The sequence below is a fragment of the Bradyrhizobium sp. UFLA05-89 genome (assembly GCF_059803475.1).
The window spans coordinates 27922-47353 of the sequence record NZ_JBANBA010000044.1 but is presented as its reverse complement, the minus strand read 5'-3'; the positions used below and the strand labels follow the sequence as shown (position 1 = coordinate 47353).

Genomic DNA, 19432 nt, shown 5'->3' with positions numbered 1-19432 from the left:
AACGAACCGGTCGCAGCCCGAACAGTTTTGTCGCATGAGATTAGTCAAGCCGCGACAGTGATCCGATTCTCTTTAATTCATGCGAACGGTCTTTTGGCGTTATCGTGCCACAGCTGGCGCAAACTGTTTTCGGACCCGGCGAGATCGAAAAATGACAAGGCTCCGAGGATTTGGCGGACGGTCATGTCCGCCTAGCTCTGCCGGCGAATGAGGACACTTCATGTCAAGCGGCCATAGATTAGGATAAAGTCGGGCCACTCGAACAAAATCCCTTGAATCGGACGCTGCGTCAGGTTGTAGGACAGCCCGGCATTCGCGATGATCAAAGCTACAATGGCGCAGACGAAGACAACTTCGAGAGGCTGCCGGCACACTATTCCTAGCGGATCAGCGCCGACGTTCATGAGTGATCATGAATCGAGCAATCGCACCGTTAAGGGCGCACTCAAGACTAAGAAGCAGCCTGTCTTGTGGTCGCGCGCTGCTGCGAATCGGGCCGGTCTGACTAAAGCTGTCGGCGAGATGGCGCATGCGACGACAGTGGTCCGCCAGGAACCAACCTCTGTCCTACGCTTTGGGCGCTCTCGGCCATGAGACTGCAATCGCAAATGCAGGCGATTGAGTTGCTCAAACGTGCGACGCACCGCGATAAAACGGAGCAAGAGACGTGCGTTTTAAGGGTCTTGATCTAAATCTTCTGGTCGCGCTCGACGCTCTGATGACAGAGCGCAATCTCACCGCAGCAGCGCGCAGCATCAACTTAACGCAGCCGGCCATGAGCGCCGCAGTCGCCCGGCTGCGCGTCTATTTTTGTGATGAACTATTCACGATGAGGGGGCGCGAACTTGTCCCAACTCCGCGCGCCGAAGATCTCGCCGCTCCAATTCGGGAGGCTCTGGTACGCATTCAGGTCTCCATTATCTCCCGGACCGTGTTCAACCCAGTGGAGTCGACCCGCCGCTTCAAGATTATCCTTTCCGACTTCATGACGGTCGTCTTCTTCCGTAACATCGTCGACCGGGTCGCGCGAGAAGCCCCCGGCGTGCGTTTTGAATTGCTCTCACGCGCCGACGAACCCGATGAGCTTCTCAGGCGCGGCGAAGTCGACTTCCTGATTCTGCCGGAATTGTTTCTGTCCAGCGCGCATCCCAAAGCGCAACTGTTCGAAGAAACTCTGGTGTGTGTGGGCTGCCGCATGAATAAACAGCTGGCAGGCCAACTTACGTTCGAGAGATTCGCATCAATGGGACATGTTGCGGCCAATTTCGGACCGACCCAGAAGCCCTCCATCGATGAATGGTGCCTGCACGAGCATGGGCTCAAGAGGCGCATTGAGGTCATTGTTCAGGGCACTAGCATGATCCCGGCTATGCTATCGGGGACTGAACGAATAGCGATGCTGCCGTCGAGGTTAGCGAAGCTGGTCGCAGAGACGGCACCCTTGCGGGTTTTGCCGCCCCCATTGCCGTTACCAGCTTTCACCGAGGCCGTTCAGTGGCCTACACTTCAGAATGCAGATCCGGCAAGCATTTGGATGAGGCGCATATTATTGGATGAGGCGTCCCACATGGCTTGCGGTGCGTGAGACCAGTCAAATAAGTAGCCCTCCTAACGCAATCGAAGCGCCTCGTCACGCTCTATCGTCATACAAGCTCTAGCCGTTCGAGCGGCTCGAGGAACAACTATGTTCAAAAAGCAGACTCTTAGGAGACGATCAGAGAACGGCTTCGTTATTAGCAACATTTCCCCTTTCTGGCTTCTTTCGGATAATCGTCATTTTCGAAGCTCACGTTCGCGAAACACTCGCCGGGATCGGTCACAGGGCTCGGAAACTCTCGGAAGCATTCCTTGTGCAAGTGCAACTCTTCCGCCCAGAAGGTTGTAGGCGATGAGCTCGCCGCTTTGCACCTACCATTTTTTGGTGTTCTCTCGTTTAGAGTTCCGAGTGCTTGTGAACACAATGGTGCCGCGGCCGTGCGCTCTTGTTAATGTTGAGTCGCACCTCAGGAACCTGCAATAAGCGTCTTTGAAGCGTGCTATTCAGGTTATCGATCACAGCATCTCCACTCATGTCGAGCGCGAACTCGATTTGGGGTTAGCCGCTAGGTCTGAGGGAAGGCAAAAAACGCTCTGTTGCACGACTGCCTCACTCGAGCAGTGCTGCCGTGTTATTGGTGTACGCCGCAAGTCTGACTTGTTTTAGCCCTACCGGAGCCAAACGCCTTGGTCAGGTGCGCTATCGCGCGTTGGTAAGCAAGGACGCGAGCGTGCAGCAACGCATAGGTGTCTACGATCCAGAAAACCTCTCGCTCTTAGGAAAGATTTTTGACGAGACAATCGCCGCGCTGCCTTGTTGCCTCCCGGTCCTTGACGGGAGTCGACCACAGTTTTGGCGGAGTTCGAGATTCCACCTATGATGTCGCCGATTTCGGCAAGGGCAGCCACCGACTAAGACGCCGCTGCCTGAATGCCGTTGATGTGTTCGCTGATCTCAAGGTTCGCGTAGGCGGTTTGTGCAGCAAGAGATCTGAGTTATTCGACCACGACTGCAAACCCTTTGCCAGTACCCGCGGCTTCAAATCGCCGCGTTCAGTGCGAGCAAATTGGTTTGGCGCGCGATCGCGTCAATCAGCTGCACAACGTTTCCGATTCGCGCCCGCCCCTGCCGTCACACTCAGTATGCACTTGTCGCTGAGTGGCCTAGCGGACGGCTTCGCCGGCCAGATTGGCCACTTCCTCAACGGTCGGCCGATGTTGGTTATCGTGGCCACCATTTCGTCGGTCGCGGCCGCAACACGCTGAACATTAGCGGACGCATTCTCCGACGAGGAGGAGACTTCGACCGAGCTGCCGGCTCGATCCGCTGTCGAGGCCAGGTCGTGCGGAGCCTTCAACTTCTGAAGATGCAAGCTTCGGCCATTTGCCCAAGCTCATCTCTTCGGCCCAAGGCCCTGAACGACATCGGTGACCGTTGTCGAGCTGGCGCATTGCCGCTGCCATGGAAGTTCTGCCGGTGAGCTGACCAGCGTCCATTTCGACTAGTCTGGAGCAACTCGAGGAGTACGCGCGGAAACGTTCGCAAAGTTCCGGTTGAGATGCTGGTGGAGGGACTCCGTCGACTCTCAACCGATTCGCCGAGGCATTATTTCGAGAGCGCTCGTCAGCGCGGATTGCAGAACGAATCAGATTTCTCGCTCATTAATGAAAGCGCTCCAAAAGTGCAGCCTGTCCATGGCATCTGAAACTCCGAACGAGAGCATCCGGCAGGGTTTTTTACGACGAGCATAAGCAAGCATTTGAGCTATCATATCTCTTTACACGAAAGTCGTTTCTGATGTCACCAAGCCCGGTACCGGTCTCGATTCACCCACGATTGTTCTTTGTTTTGCGGAACTGGATCATTTGCTTCGCTTCTCGCAGTAGCCTTTGGAATCGACCTGAGCGCTGGAGCCTTTTAGCGGCGTTCGCGGCAACGGCGACGCCCCGAACTCGCGGAATAGATTTCATTCCTCAGTCGAACCGCTCGGCGTCACGAGCCGGTCTCCCGAAGATGATGCCCGAATTAGAAGAGCGCCGTGAGCCAGCCAAATGATATCGAGCGCGTCAAGCCGGCATCAAGCTTCGTGGTGCATAGGACTGACCGGGGGACATCCCCATACTAAATCCCGTGTGAATCGTCCCAGGTCGATCGGTGTTCCGGCTCGGCAAGCCGATACTGAGCGGTGCCGCTAAGCACAGTGGGCAACAAGGACTTGCAGAATGCAGGTGTGAGCTTGCCGCGGTGGACCACGACGTCCTCGTGACCCGTGGCGGCCCGGGCGTTCTGCCACTGCCGATTGAAGCCGCGTTGTGAATTGGACTTGACGTGGCAAGCGACGAAGTCAGCGTCGTCCAGCGTCGCTAACTGCCACCCATGTACCGGCCGCTTCGTATGGATGTGCACCCACATGGGATTCGGCATTGTACCATTGCGCAGCGCCTTGGGTTGCAGCTTGATCTCAAACAGCGCCCCAGGCTCGCCCTTTAGCGCGCGCGGTAGATCCGGGGATGCCAACTCCTCGGCCGTCCGCAACTGTTCAAGGTATTTCTGCGAGGGGAAGGCGTAGGTCTTCATGCAATCAATCCTGGTGGTGGCCTTTCGCTTTTCCAAAGAATCGGCAATCCCCTGAACTTGGGACGACACCTCTCTGAGTTCGACTATCTTGCTGTGTACTTGGGGCAGTTGTGCAGGCGTGAGTAAGCGCAGTCGACCTGGCTCCTGCAACGCGCCCACACAGGCCTGCATCTCGGCGACCTGCGTCTGCAGGCGCTCGACGACTGTGTCCACGACGTGGTCGGCATCCTCTGGTTTCATCTGGCGCGCTTCCGAGGCTGCCCGTTGCTGACCAGCCAGATCGAATTGCAAAAGTTCATCCAACCGGTTGAGGAGTTGGGGCAATTCTTCGATCGAAGGCGAGGCCTGCCAGATCCCCAACTGTGCCGTCAGCGACGATGATGCCCGCGCATGCGCTTCTTCCGCCCTCACGAGCTTCTTCGTACCTAAATCCGTGAGCACGACAACCTTAGCTGGTGGCGCGGTTGCCTCGTCGGCTGTAGCGGCCTGCGATTGCGCGCGCCCGTGAGCCGAGCTTTTGGCGCCACCGGCCGACGTGCGCTTGCTTTTCCCTTTTCGGCGCGCTGTTGCGCCTTCGGCCACTACAGCCTTCTGGGTAGTGTTGGCCGGTATCGCAGCTCCAGCGTCGGCCAATGGTGCGGTGGCCGGCGTCTTCGGCTGCAAGGCCAGGAGGCGCATGACCTCATGCGCAGTTACCCACGCGCCTTCGACGATCTGGCCCGAAAGTTCCGATGGGAGGACGGTATCTTTTCCGAGATCGCTTACGTTGGCAACGATGTCGTGCCACGCGGCCCCAAATTCAGAAAGCCGCTCCATGACTCCTTCCAGAACGGCACAGTGCTCTGCGTCGAGTGCGCGTCCTTTGCTCTGTAAGACAGCATCGCTCGTCGAGTTGAACGCCGGGAAAACGTCTCGGACGAAGGTCCCCAGCAGACGCGCCCGCCCGTTCTCATCCATGAGGATTTTTTCCGTGGTTGGTTCGAGCGTGCTCGCCAGCGGCTCAATCATGACCTGCGCGAGAGCGATCCGCTGCTGCAGATGCATGCACTTCGTATTGAGTGCCCAACCCGTTTGCAGGCGGAGTGCGGCTTCTTCAGCCTGCCGCATCTCGGCCGTTGAACTCGGGAAATTGGCAGTGGCGGCGCAGACGGACTGCATCCATTCCGAGCGCAATGCCTTCTTTCCCCACCACTCCATACAGGCCGCATAGTGCTTTGCTACACTGGAAACCGCTCGGCTCAGCTGGTCGGATGGAGCATCGGATTTGCGCAACCGGTCGAGCACGGTTGCCGCACTCACCCTCTTCTGCTCCAAGAGGTAGATTGTCGGGGTGGCCAGCTCGTTGCATCGGTCCGCCGCACGGAGCGCCTCGTCGCGGATTCCGCGAGCCTGATCGTCGGGCAAAATCCTACGCGCCACATGCGAAGGCAGGCTCGCGCGGTACTCCAGAACGTTTGAGCTTGCTTTGACAAGCTTATCGAGCTGCTCTTGCATCTCTGACGAGTTCTGCGGTTGCATGGCCGCGGTACGGCAAATGTCGAGCTCCTGAAGCAGCCTTTCCATTTCTCGCTTTGCCGCCTTGATATCGTCGGCTGACGACGAAATCGGGACTGCCATTCCCGAGCTTCGCGTCGTTGTATCTTGAGGCCCAGAGCGCATCCGCTCGACGACGGAATCGAAAAAATGGCTAGCTTCCCCAGGGGGACGACCCGACTCCGAGCGCGAACTGCTCGATACCCATGTGCTGTCGGCTCCAGTAGCCTCACCGTGCGAGTTGCCAGCTTGGCCAATGCCCTTCATACTCCACTCCGATGCAAGCGAATGCGCAGCCTGTTTAGATAAGGCGCCTGGCTGACAATTAGCTGACGAATGAGCCCGCCCCGTCACGGAAATCTCGTTCCTCCTCGTACTCTACGGAACCGCTCCTGGGTCTGCCCGGTCGAGGGGCGGACGAGCCTTTTGGTCGGCCGACGGGACGACTTTCCCCAAAGGAGGAGCGTCATTCCGTGAGTCCATTCCGCTATGCTAAATGCAGGCGTCTCGCTCTCGGGCGCAAGGTGCGAAACATACCAGTTCGCCTAAACTGAAGGCGACTGCGAGCAGGCTCGGGCAGAGCAGCACGAGGCCGGTCGCAGTCACTGCCAAGAGGCTGTCGGAGACATAGAGAATGCGCGTTTGCCCTTTGTGGAGCACTGTCGGCGTCATAAGGTCATGGCTTTTGCTTCAGAGCAAGCATGCAATCCAGCAAAACCGATAACTGAATCGTTGGCTCTTTAAAGAAATATGTCTGCACGCAACGAACAAAGCGCATCGTTATTTCAACGCTGCAATCGGAACTTTCGTGCGAAAGCGTTCCGGCTGCTTTGAACGGCGGGCCCAGGCGAGAATTGAGACGGCCCGCAAATGCCGAAGTGATTCACGATCTGCGAATGCGCATTCGTGCTCGCGCCGATCGCGACGGCGTGAGGTTTGGTTTCTTCGCGCTGCCATTGAGGTGTTCTCGCTGTGGGGTACCGCGACTGATCCCTCCACGAGACGAAGACTGGCTTTTACGTTAGCATGACCCTGGGCACTTGAGTCGCATTACCCGGTGGCCCCTTTTCCGCCCATGAGGGCGCGCTCACGATGGTTCAGCCCGCGCGAGCGCTTAGCTTGCGAGCTTGATCCTTGGGCCGATTTCGACCTCTTCGGAACGTGCTCTCGGACGCCGCAGATAAGATGGGCGTGTTCAATGACCCACTCGCGCCTGAGTGGGGTTAACTCGCCTCGGACTCATCCACATGACGGATTTAGTCCTGCCGAACGTCTCGCTAACCCGATTTGAGGGCGTGGGAAAAACGGCTGATCTGAAACGGTGATATGGCCAGAGCATTTGGATTGGCCGTAGGGCCCTTCGATTGGGTGCGATGAGAGAGAAATGACCGGTAAAGATTCAAAGCGGCGCGTGGCCCGCTCCGGCAGATCGCGCCAGGGATCCCCGCTCTGTGCCGGTACAGAGCCGCGTCGACGAACAGTCGATTGTCGGCGGCGGTTCCACCGACATGCCTTCGCGGCCCAGCACAAGATTGATCCGATGCGTAGAGTCGCATCGGCCGGTTCCTCCAAAAGCCGACACTCATAAATCACTCATTCCCTGATTGGGAATCCCTCAAGACAGGTTCCAACCTGAGAGACATCACCCGATCGCTCGCATTCGCCCGAGTTGGGGACGTTTGAGTTGCCGTTAGCGAATCGCGTGGCTTGGATCAGCAAACCGCGGCGCAAGGATCGAACACTAGATGAGATAAATGCAGACCACGCGTGTTTGGAGGCGGCAAACCGTGGCACCTCTCAGCGTAATGCATGGCAGACACATCCCTGCCGAACCTGTGGCGCTTATGATGATCCGCCTAAGCGCGCTCATCTGGGCTGCCGCCTAGTGGCTCTTCTGCCCGTTCCCATGAACGAGACCGCAGCTGCGCACCAAGAGCGCGCCATTGTGGACGCGTGAGGACTAAGTGCCAGGGGGCGGCCTGAGGTCCTCGGCTGACGTTTCCCACCCATTGCCGCGTGAGAGTGCTGGGCAGCATGCGTACGCGCGCTGTTCTGGTTCTGCGAATCATTGTTCTCGTCTAGGACCGCGCGTAAGAGCGGCCCTGGCAAAAAAGAGGCCCAACTTCGCCGTTAGGCCGAACAGCGTCGCCGACGCGGCAAGCCTCGTATCTAAAGGGGAGCCCGCCGCGATCGGCTCTCTTGTCGCACCATTCGAGTAGCGCTGATGAATGAGTCCGTCCAGCAGCTTATAAAGGTATCTGGTGCGCAAGCGCTCTGACTTGCGGTCCATGCGTGCGAACGCTGAGATACCCGGTGGGAAGCGACGGTTTTCATTGTGGACGGCGATGTCTCGGTGCGCCGCTCACTCACGGGCCTTCTTCGGTCGGTGGGCTAGATGTCCTTGCATTCGGTCGGCTCAGGAGTGCTTCAGAGCAAGCTCCCGCATGTCACCAGCTGCCTCGTCCTTGACGTCTGCCTGCCGGGAGTAAGCGGGCTCGAGCTCCAAAATGAACTTGCGAAACTGAACATTTCACATTCCAATAATCTTTATGACGGGGCATGGTGACATCCGAGGAGCGTCCAGGCCATGAAAGGCGGAGCCGTTGAATTTCTTGCGAAGCCGTTCCGCGGTCAGCAGCTGCTTGATGCCGTAGTCGCTGCGACCGAGCGGATCGCCAAAGTCGGGAAGCCGAGAAGATGACCTCAAAGCTGCACTCGCTCTTCTTTAAGCGGCCGCGAACAGGGGGTTTGAAACTGGTCGCTCGTGGCCCTATGAACAAGCAAATAGCCGCGGAAATAGGCTCGCGAGATTACCGTCAAGATCTATCGCGGACAGATGATGAAGAAAATGGGTGCCCAGTCTGTGGCCGATTTGATCAAATGACTGAGCGGCTGGGAATTGAGGCCACCCATTCCAGCACCCAAACCTGAGTACGATTTTACAATCTAGCCCCTTGGGCCACTTTCGGTCCAGGCGGCTTTACTCAGGCAAGTTGCCTTCTCCCTTGAGACGATCGTTTCGTCCACGCGCTCGACTACCGTTGTAGATGATGACGCGTCTATCCGTGCTGCAAAGAACATATTTTAAAGTCGTGCGGATACATCGTCCATACATTTGCGTCGCTGGACTTTTTGGTCCCCCGCACATGAACGAAACTGCATGTGTGATCACGGATGTGCGGATGTTCCCATGAGCGGTTGGACCTGCTGGCATGCACGTGCTCGTGGGTACCGCGTTCATTTTCATCACTTCCTTTCCAGATGATGACGTTCGCGCGATCCATTCGCCGGCTGGATGCATTACATAAAAACAATAGATTTTTCTCACCTTACCTGAAGGTCCATAAGGCAGTCGCCATTCTTTACAAGTAGGAGCAGGAACGTCGTGCGAACCGATTTCCCCTTCAGTTGGGCGGCTAGTTCGACCAGGTGGCCGATTCGCCAGACTTCACTGTCGACCGCAACGCGCTCGGATTTCGCTATGGATGTACGCTAGGCTATCGAATGCGAGTTCTCTTGGTTGATCGTGATGCGGCTTTTGCGCGCGCCGTAAAGACAGGGCTATTGGACCGCGGTTTTGCCGTCGATGTAATCGAGACTCTTGACGAGGCGCAGACCGCGCTAGATTGCGCGAACTTTCATATTGTCTTACTCGAATTGGTCTTGCCGGATGGAAATAGCTTGGACTGGCTGAAGCAGCTGAGACGCCAGGGATGTCCAACGCCAGCCATGATGATCAGCAACCTGAACGATGTAGCCACGCGGATTGAGTTCTTCAACGGCGGTGCGGACGATTTCCTGCGAAAACCGGTGTCTATTGATGAGCTTATCGCCCGTATGCGCGCCATTTTGCGGCGATCGACGCAAATGACGGCACCTGTCGTAAGCTTCGGCAATCTACATTTCGATCCCATCGGCCGGCAAGTTACAGTTGAAGGTCGGCCATTGCGGATTGCGCGCCGCGAAGTCTGCATTCTTGAACTTCTGCTCAGTCGGGCAGGCCGCACCGTGCCGCGAGCCTCTCTGGAGGAAGGTCTCTATGCGTTTAACGAGGAAGTCTCGACCAATGCTTTGGAGGTCGCGATCTATCGCTTACGCACACATTTGAGCCAGGCGGGTGCGACGCTACGAATTAAAACCGCGCGCGGCATCGGCTATGGACTTGAACTGAAGGTAGCATGCGCTTCCCAGCCGATCACCTTGAACACGAAGCAGCTACCTTGAAGTTCGCCCTTGATCCTCGCATAAGCGGACGGCCAATCGCCGTCACATCCGCTATTCTGCTCCGACTTCTGTATGCCTTTTGCACGGTCGCCCCCATATTTCCTCTCACTGCCGCAGCTCAGATAAAGCGGAATGGCAGTCAGGAGGAGCCGCGCGCAACTGCCGGCAGCGTTAGCGGAACTTTAAATCTTACCTCCTCTCAGGGAAAGACCGTCCATCTTTCGGCGGCGGCGGCCAGCATCTTTGTTGCCGACCCAACGATCGCCGACTACCAGGCGCCGTCGAACACAACCCTCTTCGTCTTTGGCAAAAAGTCGGGACGGACCAGCCTGTTTGCTTTGAACGATAAAGGCGAGGCGTTGGCCGAGCTTCGTGTTGTGGTCACCCAACCTGTCGAGGATCTTAGAGCCACCCTTAAGGCCGAGCTCGGAGACTATCCGATCCAAGTCACCTATACACCACGCGGCGCGATTCTGAGCGGGACAGCACCTAATGCCGAACTAGTCGACCAGGCGAAGAAGGTTACGGAGCAATTTCTGGGTGCTGGCGCGCTGGTCGTCAACAAGATCCAGGTGGCCGGCTCACTACAGGTCACTCTGAGCGTGCGCGTGGCCGAGGTATCGCGCACCGCCATGAAGGAGCTTGGCATTAGCCTCTCTGCGAAGGCGCAGAACGGGGCGGTTGTTTTCGGCTTCAACAGTGGCAAAGCGAGCAGTTCCGGCAGCAGTGGCGGTTCCACCACGAGCGGCGGCTCCGCCACGAGTAGCGGTGGCGGCGGCACGGCAAGTATCGGATTTGGCGTTCCCGGTGCGAACGTTAGTGCTGTTCTTGACGCACTCGCCGACGACCATCTCGCTTCAGTACTGGCTGAACCGAATCTTACCGCCATGTCAGGCGAATCAGCAAGTTTCCTGGCAGGTGGCGAATTTCCAATTCCGATCATGCAAGACAATCGGCAAGTCTCAGTGCAATTCCGTCAATTCGGGATCAGCTTGGAGTTCGTTCCGACCGTTCTAAGCAATAATCAAATCAATATTCACGTGAAGCCTGAAGTCAGCGAGCTATCAAAAGAAGGTGAGGTCAACGTCAACGGAATATCCGTGCCTGCTCTCTCGACGCGTCGAGCCAGTACTGTCGTGGAGCTTGCCAGTGGTCAAAGCTTTGCAATAGGAGGCCTCATCGGACGCAATTTCAACACTGACATTAGCACGTTTCCTTGGCTGGGCGATGTGCCGATTCTGGGTGCACTTTTTCGCTCCTCCTCATTTCAGAAGCAGGAGACCGAATTGGTCATTGTTGTCACTCCCTACATCGTGCGACCGGCATCGACCCCCGGCAACATGAGCGCGCCCACCGACAGAATCCGACCGCCCTCAGACGCGGGGCGTACGTTGACGAACACGCTGGCAAGTCCGCCGCGAGGCCGCAACGCGCCCCGCACGCCTAACCCAGGCGCGACAGAGGGAGCCGGCTTTATTATCGAATGAGGACCATGAATGAGCTTTCGACATCTGTGCCCCTTGATCGCTATTGCGGCAAGTGTAGGCGGATGCACAAACAGTGCTCCGATTTATTCTGCGCCAGCTGAACAAGCGATTGAAGTGGAGCAGAAGACCAGTGTGTTGCTATTGCAGCGCCTTCTTCGCAGCGAAACGTATCGTCTGCGGGATTTTATCGCAAATGCCAGTCGCGGTCGGCGGGATGCACTCCATCTCGAAGTCTCCGGCTCACCCCGACTTATGGCGCAGGTGGCCCATGAAGCGCGAGCGATGGGCGTTGCCCCCTACAATATACATCTGATGCCTTCCTCAGCCGATCTGTCTGGTCATTTCGGGGTACGAATCGAGGCGATTGTCTACCAAGCACGTCCTCCCGTCTGTCCATCGCGTCCGATTGTTGGCCCTTCCGTAGACGACAATTCTTTCGATCCAACGCTTGGCTGCTCGGTCCGAAGTAATCTCGGAGCGATGGTGAACGATCCCCGCGACTTGCTGGGCAATAGCGCAGTCAGGCCAACCAGCGGTGATCGTGCGGTGCTTCCCCTTAGCGCACACGAAAGCCTCCCGGCCGCCGACAAAAGCAACTTGCAAGACGATGCTCACAAGTCACAAACCCAATGAGCGGCCGAGCCCGCGAGCAGCGCTAAGCCATAGACTGGTCAATGAAGGTGTCGCGGAGGGGACTAGTCGCCATAGAGAGTGCGTTTCGCTTTCCACTTTTTTAAGAGTGCGCCGCTTGCATTTCAGGTTCCGCAAGTTGAGGTTGGTTGCTAAAAGGCCGGATTGAAGCCACTTTTTGCGCGCCGAGCTAAGCCAAGCCCGCGGCAAAGACTGCCTTTGCGACCCTCTCGAAACATTCGATCGGAACGGCCTTGCCCATCGTAGCCTTTCGGATCAGTTGCCGCGCCAAAATGGGGTCCTCGACGATACTCAGATTCAGCCCTCGCGCACGTTCAAGCAACCGTGAGCCAAGTTCGCCCTCACCGCGACACACTAATACAGGCACTCCAGTTTCGGCGCGAACGTAACGCAGCCCAACCAACAGTGCAGGCCCCGTTACGATCATTGTGGCGCGATGCACGCCAAGCGGCGACTCTTGCGCCGTCTCCCGACGGAGACGGCGATGTTCACCCTTTATCTGCGGATTTCCTTGTTGCTCCTTAGACTCGCGCTTCGCCTCACTCTGCGTCATGCGCATGTCGCGCAAGAATAACCACCGCTGGATTAGCAGATCGATCAAGCCGCCGATCAGGAACGCGCCGGCCGCAATTTCGATCAGAGCTCTGATATCCTTGAACACAAGGCCAAAACAATCCAAACCGCAGGCGGGTACGTATACCAGTGCTCTCCAACTTGCGAGTGCCGTGGAAAGAAGAGTAACACCGAGTATGAGCACTTTGATCAGCGATTTACCAAGCTCGAGAAGCGCTTTCTGCGAGACAATCCGCTTTAGCCCTTTGGTAGGATCCAATTTCTGAAGATTTGGCTTCAGCGACTCCAGGGAAAAGGTTAGCCCACCGGCAGCCAAAACACTGGCCAGAATGGCTGCAGCCACGGCGGCTGCGATGGTTGGGATGACGGTGATCATCGAAAGTTGGATCAATCCGAGCACTGCTCGCTGGACCGCACTGTTGAAGGGCTGCCCCTGGAGCTTGTCAATGAGCCGTACTGCTTCATGCCACTCATCTTCGATTGAGCTCGCTGTCAGGCAGAGGCAGCCGAGACCGGCCGATACGCTGAGCGCGCTCACAAAATCGGCGCTGCGCGGAATCTGCCCTTTCTTACGCGCATCGCGCAGCTTCTTGGGAGTTGGCGGAAGCTTTTTCTCTTCGCTCGAATCGTTCATCTCAAGAACTTCTCGAGCCACCCCAGCACGCCATGGAACTGGATAATCTCCGCTCCCATGTAGTCAATGAGGAAGACGGTGTAGCTGGTCATGACGATTCCAAAGGCGACATTCTTGATAGTCGGCGAGAGATCGTTCAGCTTGATTTGCGGCGCAAACCGCCCAAGCAACATAAGGCACACGTCGACCAGGAGCAGGAGAGCGACCACCGGCCCCGAGACGAGCAAGGCCGTATGCATGATATGATCGAGAAGGCGTAAGAATTCCATTGCCCCTTGCGTGCTCAGGGTAGGCAGTGCCCGATAGACAGGCCAGATCAGATAGCTGTCATAAAGGCATGTGACCACTGTCTGCAGACCGCCAGATACCACGAAAATCGTAACTGCAGCCGTCCCGAGAAAAAGGGCTGTGGCCGAGACTTGGCTGCGTGTCGCAGGATCGTCCACCTGGCTTGAAACACCTCGCTGGGTGTCGATGATGTCACCAACTGCCTGGATGCTCCATAGCGGCGTGCTCAGTAGGAAGCCAAACAGCAAGCCGATGAACATCTCCTTGAGACCGAGGAGCGCGACGGCGACCACACGGGTACCCGGATCTAGCGTCTGTAAGCCGTCCTTGATATGTGGCAGGCATGGCAGCCCGATCGCGATCGCTAAGCTTGCGCGGATCATCCCGCTAATGCGCGGGCGCGTAAATACCGGGAGCACGAACATGATGCCTAGGGCCCTAGCCGAACAAAGCCCTGCTGCAGCGGCGTAGTCGATAGCAGCCCTGACCACAGTTTGCGTCTCGGTAGGTGACAAGCCATCCATTTGAGGTGCTAGTTGCTTGCTTGTGGCAATAAGCCGGCTCCGCTCGACGTGCGGAGATGTTCGACCTCGAAGGGCTGAGGACAATCGGTTGCTGAGTTGCCATAACTGGTCAACAGAGCATCAGCCAAACTGCCCCTACGGGGGTCCGACGGTCTCTATACCCGCATGCTACTGACCCTACCTTTGCACTATCTGTCTCTTGGCAATTCATCACGGATGACTCTGACCAGACACTCAGCGGCCTCCTTCGAGGCATCAATAGTTCGCAGTGAGGATAGGGAAATCACTGAAAATCCGCTGAGCTTGTTCGATAAGCGGGGCGCTCAGTACCGGAGCAAACATCACGAGCACGCCGAGAACGACGAGAAGCTTGACAGTCAGGGGCAACGTTTGGTCCTGCAGCTGCGTTGCGGCCTGAACGATGCCGATCACCAGTCCGGCCACGAGAGCGGCGACGAGCGGCGGCAGGACCCAGATCATGAAGACAACGAGCGATCGGCTCAAGTGAGTGAGGATGCTAGCTTCATCCATGTTAACCTCCCGGCGTTGCGTAGCTTAGGACCAGCCCGTGCATGAGCCGCGACCAACCGTCGATCGTGACGAACAGAAATAGCTTGAAAGGAACAGAAATGAGTGTTGGCGTTACCATTGACATGCCCATAGCCATCAAGATCGTCGTCACGATCAGATCGATCGTGATGAATGGAAGATAGAGCAGGAAGCCGATTTCGAAGCCACGCTTAAGCTCGGAGATCAGAAAGGACGGTATAAGGATCGCGAAATCATCAGCGCTTGCGTTTGCGCGCATGTCGTCCGACCAGACACGTTCAGCGGATGACAGGAAGAACGTGCGCTGCTCCTCATTGGTAAACTTTTTCAGGTGGGCGCGCAGCGGCTCGCTCGCCTGCTTGGCTGCTGTTACCCAGTCGTCTAAACTTTGATAGTGAAGTTGCGGGTCGCTGACGCGGCTGTAGATCCCCTCTAACAACGGAGCACTGATGAAGACGGTAAGAATCAGTGCAGCGCCATACAGAACGATGTTCGGGGGTATGGACTGTGTCCCGAGCGCGTTACGAACGAGGAAGAGAACGACCGAGACCTTTATAAACGCCGTCGTGGTGACAACGGCAAACGTCAGTAGACCAAGGCCGACTGTTACCGAAATAAGCGCAAGGATGTTCGGTTGAATCTCAGTCATTGACCGCCAACTCGCCGCGTAGCCTGATAGCCAGTTGTTCACCGACACGCACGATATCGCCGTGGCCGATCACTCTTCCATTCGCAATAATATCGATCGGGCGATCGATGGAGCGGCCAAGTTCGAACACGTGGCCTTCGTTGATGGTTCTCAACGCACCCAGCGGGATGGGCCAACGGCCGCATTCAAAGACGAGCGTGATCTCAATGCTATCGACATCGGCTTCCGAGGGCGGCATTGCTGGCTGTGTTTGCGGTTGGTTTGTCATATCTGCGCACCTTAGTGGGTGGAATTGCCGGCGGAATGGGCCCCGCAGAATCGCTCCTCCACCAGCGACCTGCGAGGGGGCCCACAGCGTTCCGGCAGTGAGGATGAGCTGGCCGCGTGCAAAAGGAATGACGTCCGGCAAAAGCGCGTCGCCAGTTCGTGCTTGGCGAAGTAGCGCGAGGGGAATGCGCAACGAGCCAATCTCTGCGGCAAGCATCACAGGCAATTCCGGAGAAAGCTTGCGCCTCTCTTGCGGCAATTGGCCAAGCAACTTTCGCATCATAGAGAACGCGGACGGAACCAAACCGTCTAGTGACGAGAATAGGAACAGGCGCGCATTGCCCGTAAGCGGTCCACAGGCGATCTCGAGCTCCAGATACGGGCCTTGCATCGTTGCTTCGTCTATGCGGATTACTTGTACCTCCTCGGCTAGCAAGTTCTCCAGACGAGTGAGCCACGCTTCTAGGGCCAGTTCGAGAAGGAGAGAACGGGCTGGATCGGAAGGTAAATCAAGGTCATTCTGCACAATCGAGATCAGTGTCTCGACCATCGGGCGAGGCAACGACAACACAAGCTTTTCGGCTCCGACGCGGAATACACAGTCAAGCATGGACATGGCAGATGGCTGCGGTTGCCACACGATCCGGTTCACCCGAACTGACAGCGGCTTATCAGCAAGGCGACTCTGCAGGACCATCCGCTGATGCGCGATATCGTTCAGCCACAAGACCACCTCATGGGACAGTCTGAGCGCTGGCTCGAACGGTGCAGAGTCACCCCGCATACTCGCCGGCCTCATTCTGACACCGATACAAGAGGAGCAGTCATTAGATGGACTTGCCGAGCGTCTGGCTACGCGAACCATTCTGATATCGGACCAAGATCTCATCCTCTGTTTCGAGTTCAGCCGCGAATTCCGAATGCGCGGTGCTCGTGCGCTGAACGTCGCACTCGATCTGCTGCCACTTTTGACTCGCCGCCGAACGCGTGGCCCAAGTTGTCTGCGCCTCAACAAGCTCTGCCGTGACCTGCTCTTGAGCGATGCGCGCCTGCTCAACTGCTTGGCGTGCTAATGTGACCTCGGCTGTGAGCCTCTCAAGGGCGCGATGGCAGCGACGATCGAGTTCCGTTGCAGACATCGTGTCACACGATGTCAGCTCCAGATAAAGTTCAGTTTCGAATCTTGCGCGGCGCTGCTCGACCTTTGCAAGATCCTTTGAGGCACGGTCCATGGCATCGACCGCGATGCGGCGCTTGGCTTCCATGTTGGACAACTCACGTAGCGCGCTGCGCTCCCTCATGTCCTTCACACGCCGCAGTTTCGACGTTTGAACGGAAGTCAGGCGGTCAGATGCGACATCCACGTGATGGTCTCCTCAAAAGTGGACGGCTCGTCCTGCCCCTGGCGCAAGAACTTGTGTAATTCCTCGATGGAGGCGATTGCCCGATCAGTTAGCTGATCGGAACCCGGGCTGTATTCACCGACCTTGATTAGGAACTCAGTCTCGTTGTAGCGCGAGAGCAGATCACGGAATAAAGAGGCCGCCTTGCGATGTGGCACAGAGACGACGGCATCCATCACGCGACTTCGGCTCGATAGCACGTCGATGGCCGGGAAATGCTCACGGGAGGCGAGCGCGCGTGAGAGAATGATGTGACCATCGAGAATCCCCCGCGATTCCTCGGCGATTGGATCGCCCGTACCGTCTCCTTCGACAAGCACGGTATAGAAGGCGGTGATCGACCCGGTCTCGCCCATACCGGCGCGCTCTAACAAACTAGGCAGCATTGCGAAGACGGAGGGAGGAAAGCCGCGTCTGGTGGGCGGTTCTCCTGCGGCAAGGCCGATTTCGCGCATCGCGCGGCTAAAGCGCGTCAACGAATCCATCAACAGAACGACGCGCAGCCCCTGATCACGAAAGTACTCGGCGAGTGCAGTGGCCATATGAGCACATTGCGCGCGCTCCATTGCCGAGCGATCGGACGTTTCGACGACCGCGATTGTACGATCAATGGCATCTCCAATATGGCGCTCGATGAACTCGCGCACTTCACGCCCACGCTCTCCTATAAGCGCAACGATGGTCACGTCGGCAGCCGCGCCTTTTACGATTTGCGACATCAGCGTGGACTTGCCGCAACCGGCGTCCCCATAGATTCCTATCCGCTGGCCTTCGCCGCACGTCAGAAGCCCATCCAGCACACGGACGCCTAACGGAAAGGGCCGCTCGATGCCACGCCTCGTCATTGGGTTAGGCGCCCTGCCGCGGAGGGGGCGAGTGTGGGCCGTCTTTATTGGACCCTTGCCGTCGAGCGGACGGCCGAAGCTATCGATGACGCGCCCGAGCAAATTGGGGCCGACTGAAGCTTCCTGCATTCGCCCGGTGGGAACCACCTCCGCGCGGCTAGACAACCCCACCATATCGCCGATTGGCGTGAGTAATACCCCATCCGGCAGCAGACCAATGACCTCGGCTTCAAGCGACCGTCCGGTAGCTTGATCCTGCAGCAAGCACAGCTCTCCAACGCGGGCTCCTGGCAATACGGCGTGAATCAGCGTACCAATCGCCCGCGTGATGCGTCCGCGTACCGCACGCGTGTCGATATGCTTTGCTGTAGACCTCAGAGATGATAGCGCCGCATGCACAGATCCTTCGCCAACCGCATCGTCGTAGCTTGCTTGGTGGGTCGTCACGGTGCGCCCTCCTGGGAAGACGGATTAAGGCCGAGGCGCAATTCCCGGAGTTGGGCCGAAAGCCCTAGATCGACATTGCCAAACTCACTCCACAAGACGCACTGGTCCGGCGACAGAGCGGGGTCAGCATCAATGGTAACTTTTGGCCGACCATCCCTTCCATCGAATGCCGCGAACTCGCGTGTCAGTGCATCCGTTTTCACAGGAGACACACGAAGACACACTTCGCCACTGCCATATTTTTGGTCAATGGCGTGGCGAACGGCCTTCACCAGCATCTCACCGGGATCAAACGACCCTAACAAGTCGCTCAAGATTTCAAGGACGAGCTGGGGCAACGCCTGTTCCAGAGTGGCTTTCCGACGCGCCACCTCGCAAGCGGCTCGGGCAACGAGCCGCGCCATTTCGTCCGAGCCTGTCTTGAGGCCCTCAGCGTGGCCGCGCGCTCGCTCGCGCTCATAGGCTTTCGCTGCCCAGCTGCGAACCTGTCGTATATACCGCTCTGCTAGCGCGCCCGTTTGTACCGCATCGTACCAAATCCGCAGTTCCGCAGCTGGTATGAGTGGACCCAGCGGGCGTATCTGCGGGCTTTCCGGCAATCCAGGCTCGTTGGCGGTCATTCTGTCCCTGCCTCTCCGGCTAAATGGGCCATCACCAACGACAACAGCTGGCCTGCGGCCTTCTGGTGCTCGGCTGCCGGGGCGTCAGCGGCCGTTCCTACAGGTAAGCGGAGAAGCACGCGCCTACGGTCAAGCTCCGAGGCTTCCGCGAGCCAAGCGCCCAGGCAGGCATAACCGTCATGTTCAATCTGGTGCGTAAGTTGCTCCGGATCGACAATCGATTCCGTTGCGACGGCGTTCGATAAGTGTCTGATCGCGAACGCATGTGCTTCCGCACCAATGTCTTCGATTAGCAGTTCGAGATCACGCTTTGACACTCGCTTTACCAACGAACGAGCATGCCAAACACTGCCGGCTAGGAGTGCCGCCCGATGCGGATCATGCCCGAGCAGTACATCCCTTCCCCAGCTACCTTCATTGACCACCAGTTCACCGCCTAACAGCAATTTGGCTAGTCTTTCCTGCAACCTGGGAGTTTTCTGCAACTGCAACACTGTGGAAGGCGACAGCCGCGGATCAAGACGGCCGGCAATACGGCTCGGATCACTCAAAGCTGTAACCTCACGAAGGAGTTTGGAGCGTGGGTTGGGTGGATGGCTTGATTCCTTGGATGTCATCGATACC

The 19432-nt window shown here is 57.4% G+C and carries 14 protein-coding genes and 2 pseudogenes; 5 read left to right on the top strand and 11 right to left on the bottom strand.

All coding sequences use genetic code 11. From position 1 onward, the window contains the following. The first annotated feature begins 667 nt into the window (after positions 1–667). Positions 668–1585 (top strand): LysR family transcriptional regulator, encoded by a 918-nt coding sequence (locus SO139_RS22800; protein ID WP_498540594.1) that lies wholly within the window; start codon positions 668–670, stop codon positions 1583–1585. 2073 nt (positions 1586–3658) lie between these two features. Here the strand turns inward: SO139_RS22800 and SO139_RS22795 are convergent. Together SO139_RS22795 and SO139_RS22790 are read right to left on the bottom strand one after the other, a co-directional pair. Beyond that, entirely contained in the window at positions 3659–5914 is a 2256-nt protein-coding gene (locus SO139_RS22795; RefSeq protein ID WP_498540593.1) for a T3SS effector XopP-like protein, read from the bottom strand. 1149 nt (positions 5915–7063) lie between these two features. Continuing rightward, positions 7064–7158, bottom strand: a pseudogene (locus SO139_RS22790) (IS5/IS1182 family transposase); the annotation flags it as partial. A 777-nt stretch (positions 7159–7935) separates the two neighbouring features. Here SO139_RS22790 and SO139_RS22785 point away from each other — a divergent pair. The 4 genes and pseudogenes from SO139_RS22785 (at position 7936) to SO139_RS22770 (ending at position 11991) form a co-directional block, all read left to right on the top strand. Beyond that, positions 7936–8578 (top strand): annotated as a pseudogene (locus tag SO139_RS22785) (response regulator transcription factor). A gap of 573 nt (positions 8579–9151) precedes the next feature. Next, positions 9152–9871: a response regulator transcription factor gene (locus SO139_RS22780; RefSeq protein ID WP_498540592.1), complete on the top strand. Its 720-nt coding sequence runs from the start codon at positions 9152–9154 to the stop codon at positions 9869–9871. Beyond that, positions 9826–11358 (top strand): type II and III secretion system protein family protein, encoded by a 1533-nt coding sequence (locus SO139_RS22775; RefSeq protein ID WP_498540591.1) that lies wholly within the window; start codon positions 9826–9828, stop codon positions 11356–11358. Before SO139_RS22780 ends, SO139_RS22775 begins: the two co-directional genes overlap by 46 nt. Positions 11359–11367: 9 nt before the next feature. Next, positions 11368–11991 carry a CpaD family pilus assembly lipoprotein gene (locus SO139_RS22770; protein ID WP_498540590.1) on the top strand — a complete coding sequence of 208 codons (624 nt, stop codon included), beginning with the start codon at positions 11368–11370 and terminating at the stop codon, positions 11989–11991. Positions 11992–12178: 187 nt separating this feature from the next. Here the strand turns inward: SO139_RS22770 and SO139_RS22765 are convergent, their stop codons facing one another. From SO139_RS22765 to SO139_RS22725, 9 genes are all read right to left on the bottom strand, one after another. Beyond that, entirely contained in the window at positions 12179–13216 is a 1038-nt protein-coding gene (locus SO139_RS22765; RefSeq protein ID WP_498540589.1) for an EscU/YscU/HrcU family type III secretion system export apparatus switch protein, read from the bottom strand. Further along, the gene (gene sctT, locus SO139_RS22760; protein ID WP_449378455.1) at positions 13213–14028 is read right to left on the bottom strand and encodes a type III secretion system export apparatus subunit SctT; all 816 of its coding nucleotides are present in this window, start codon (positions 14026–14028) and stop codon (positions 13213–13215) included. Before sctT ends, SO139_RS22765 begins: the two co-directional genes overlap by 4 nt. A gap of 255 nt (positions 14029–14283) precedes the next feature. After that, positions 14284–14559: an EscS/YscS/HrcS family type III secretion system export apparatus protein gene (locus SO139_RS22755; RefSeq protein ID WP_449378454.1), complete on the bottom strand. Its 276-nt coding sequence runs from the start codon at positions 14557–14559 to the stop codon at positions 14284–14286. A gap of 1 nt (position 14560) precedes the next feature. After that, positions 14561–15226, bottom strand: coding sequence for a type III secretion system export apparatus subunit SctR (gene sctR / locus SO139_RS22750; protein ID WP_449378453.1), 666 nt, complete (start codon positions 15224–15226; stop codon positions 14561–14563). After that, a complete protein-coding gene (gene sctQ / locus SO139_RS22745; RefSeq protein WP_498540611.1) occupies positions 15219–16226 on the bottom strand; it encodes a type III secretion system cytoplasmic ring protein SctQ in 1008 nt (335 codons plus the stop codon). The genes sctR and sctQ overlap by 8 nt, the downstream gene beginning before the upstream one ends. 94 nt (positions 16227–16320) lie before the next feature. Continuing rightward, positions 16321–16857, bottom strand: a complete 537-nt coding sequence (locus SO139_RS22740; RefSeq protein WP_498540588.1) for a hypothetical protein — start codon at positions 16855–16857, stop codon at positions 16321–16323. After that, a complete protein-coding gene (gene sctN, locus SO139_RS22735) occupies positions 16833–18188 on the bottom strand; it encodes a type III secretion system ATPase SctN (RefSeq protein ID WP_498540587.1) in 1356 nt (451 codons plus the stop codon). The genes SO139_RS22740 and sctN overlap by 25 nt, the downstream gene beginning before the upstream one ends. Then, the gene (gene sctL, locus SO139_RS22730; RefSeq protein ID WP_498540586.1) at positions 18185–18808 is read right to left on the bottom strand and encodes a type III secretion system stator protein SctL; all 624 of its coding nucleotides are present in this window, start codon (positions 18806–18808) and stop codon (positions 18185–18187) included. The genes sctN and sctL overlap by 4 nt, the downstream gene beginning before the upstream one ends. After that, positions 18805–19359, bottom strand: a complete 555-nt coding sequence (locus tag SO139_RS22725) for a nodulation protein NolU (protein ID WP_498540585.1) — start codon at positions 19357–19359, stop codon at positions 18805–18807. Before SO139_RS22725 ends, sctL begins: the two co-directional genes overlap by 4 nt. Between the last annotated feature and the right edge of the window lie 73 nt (positions 19360–19432).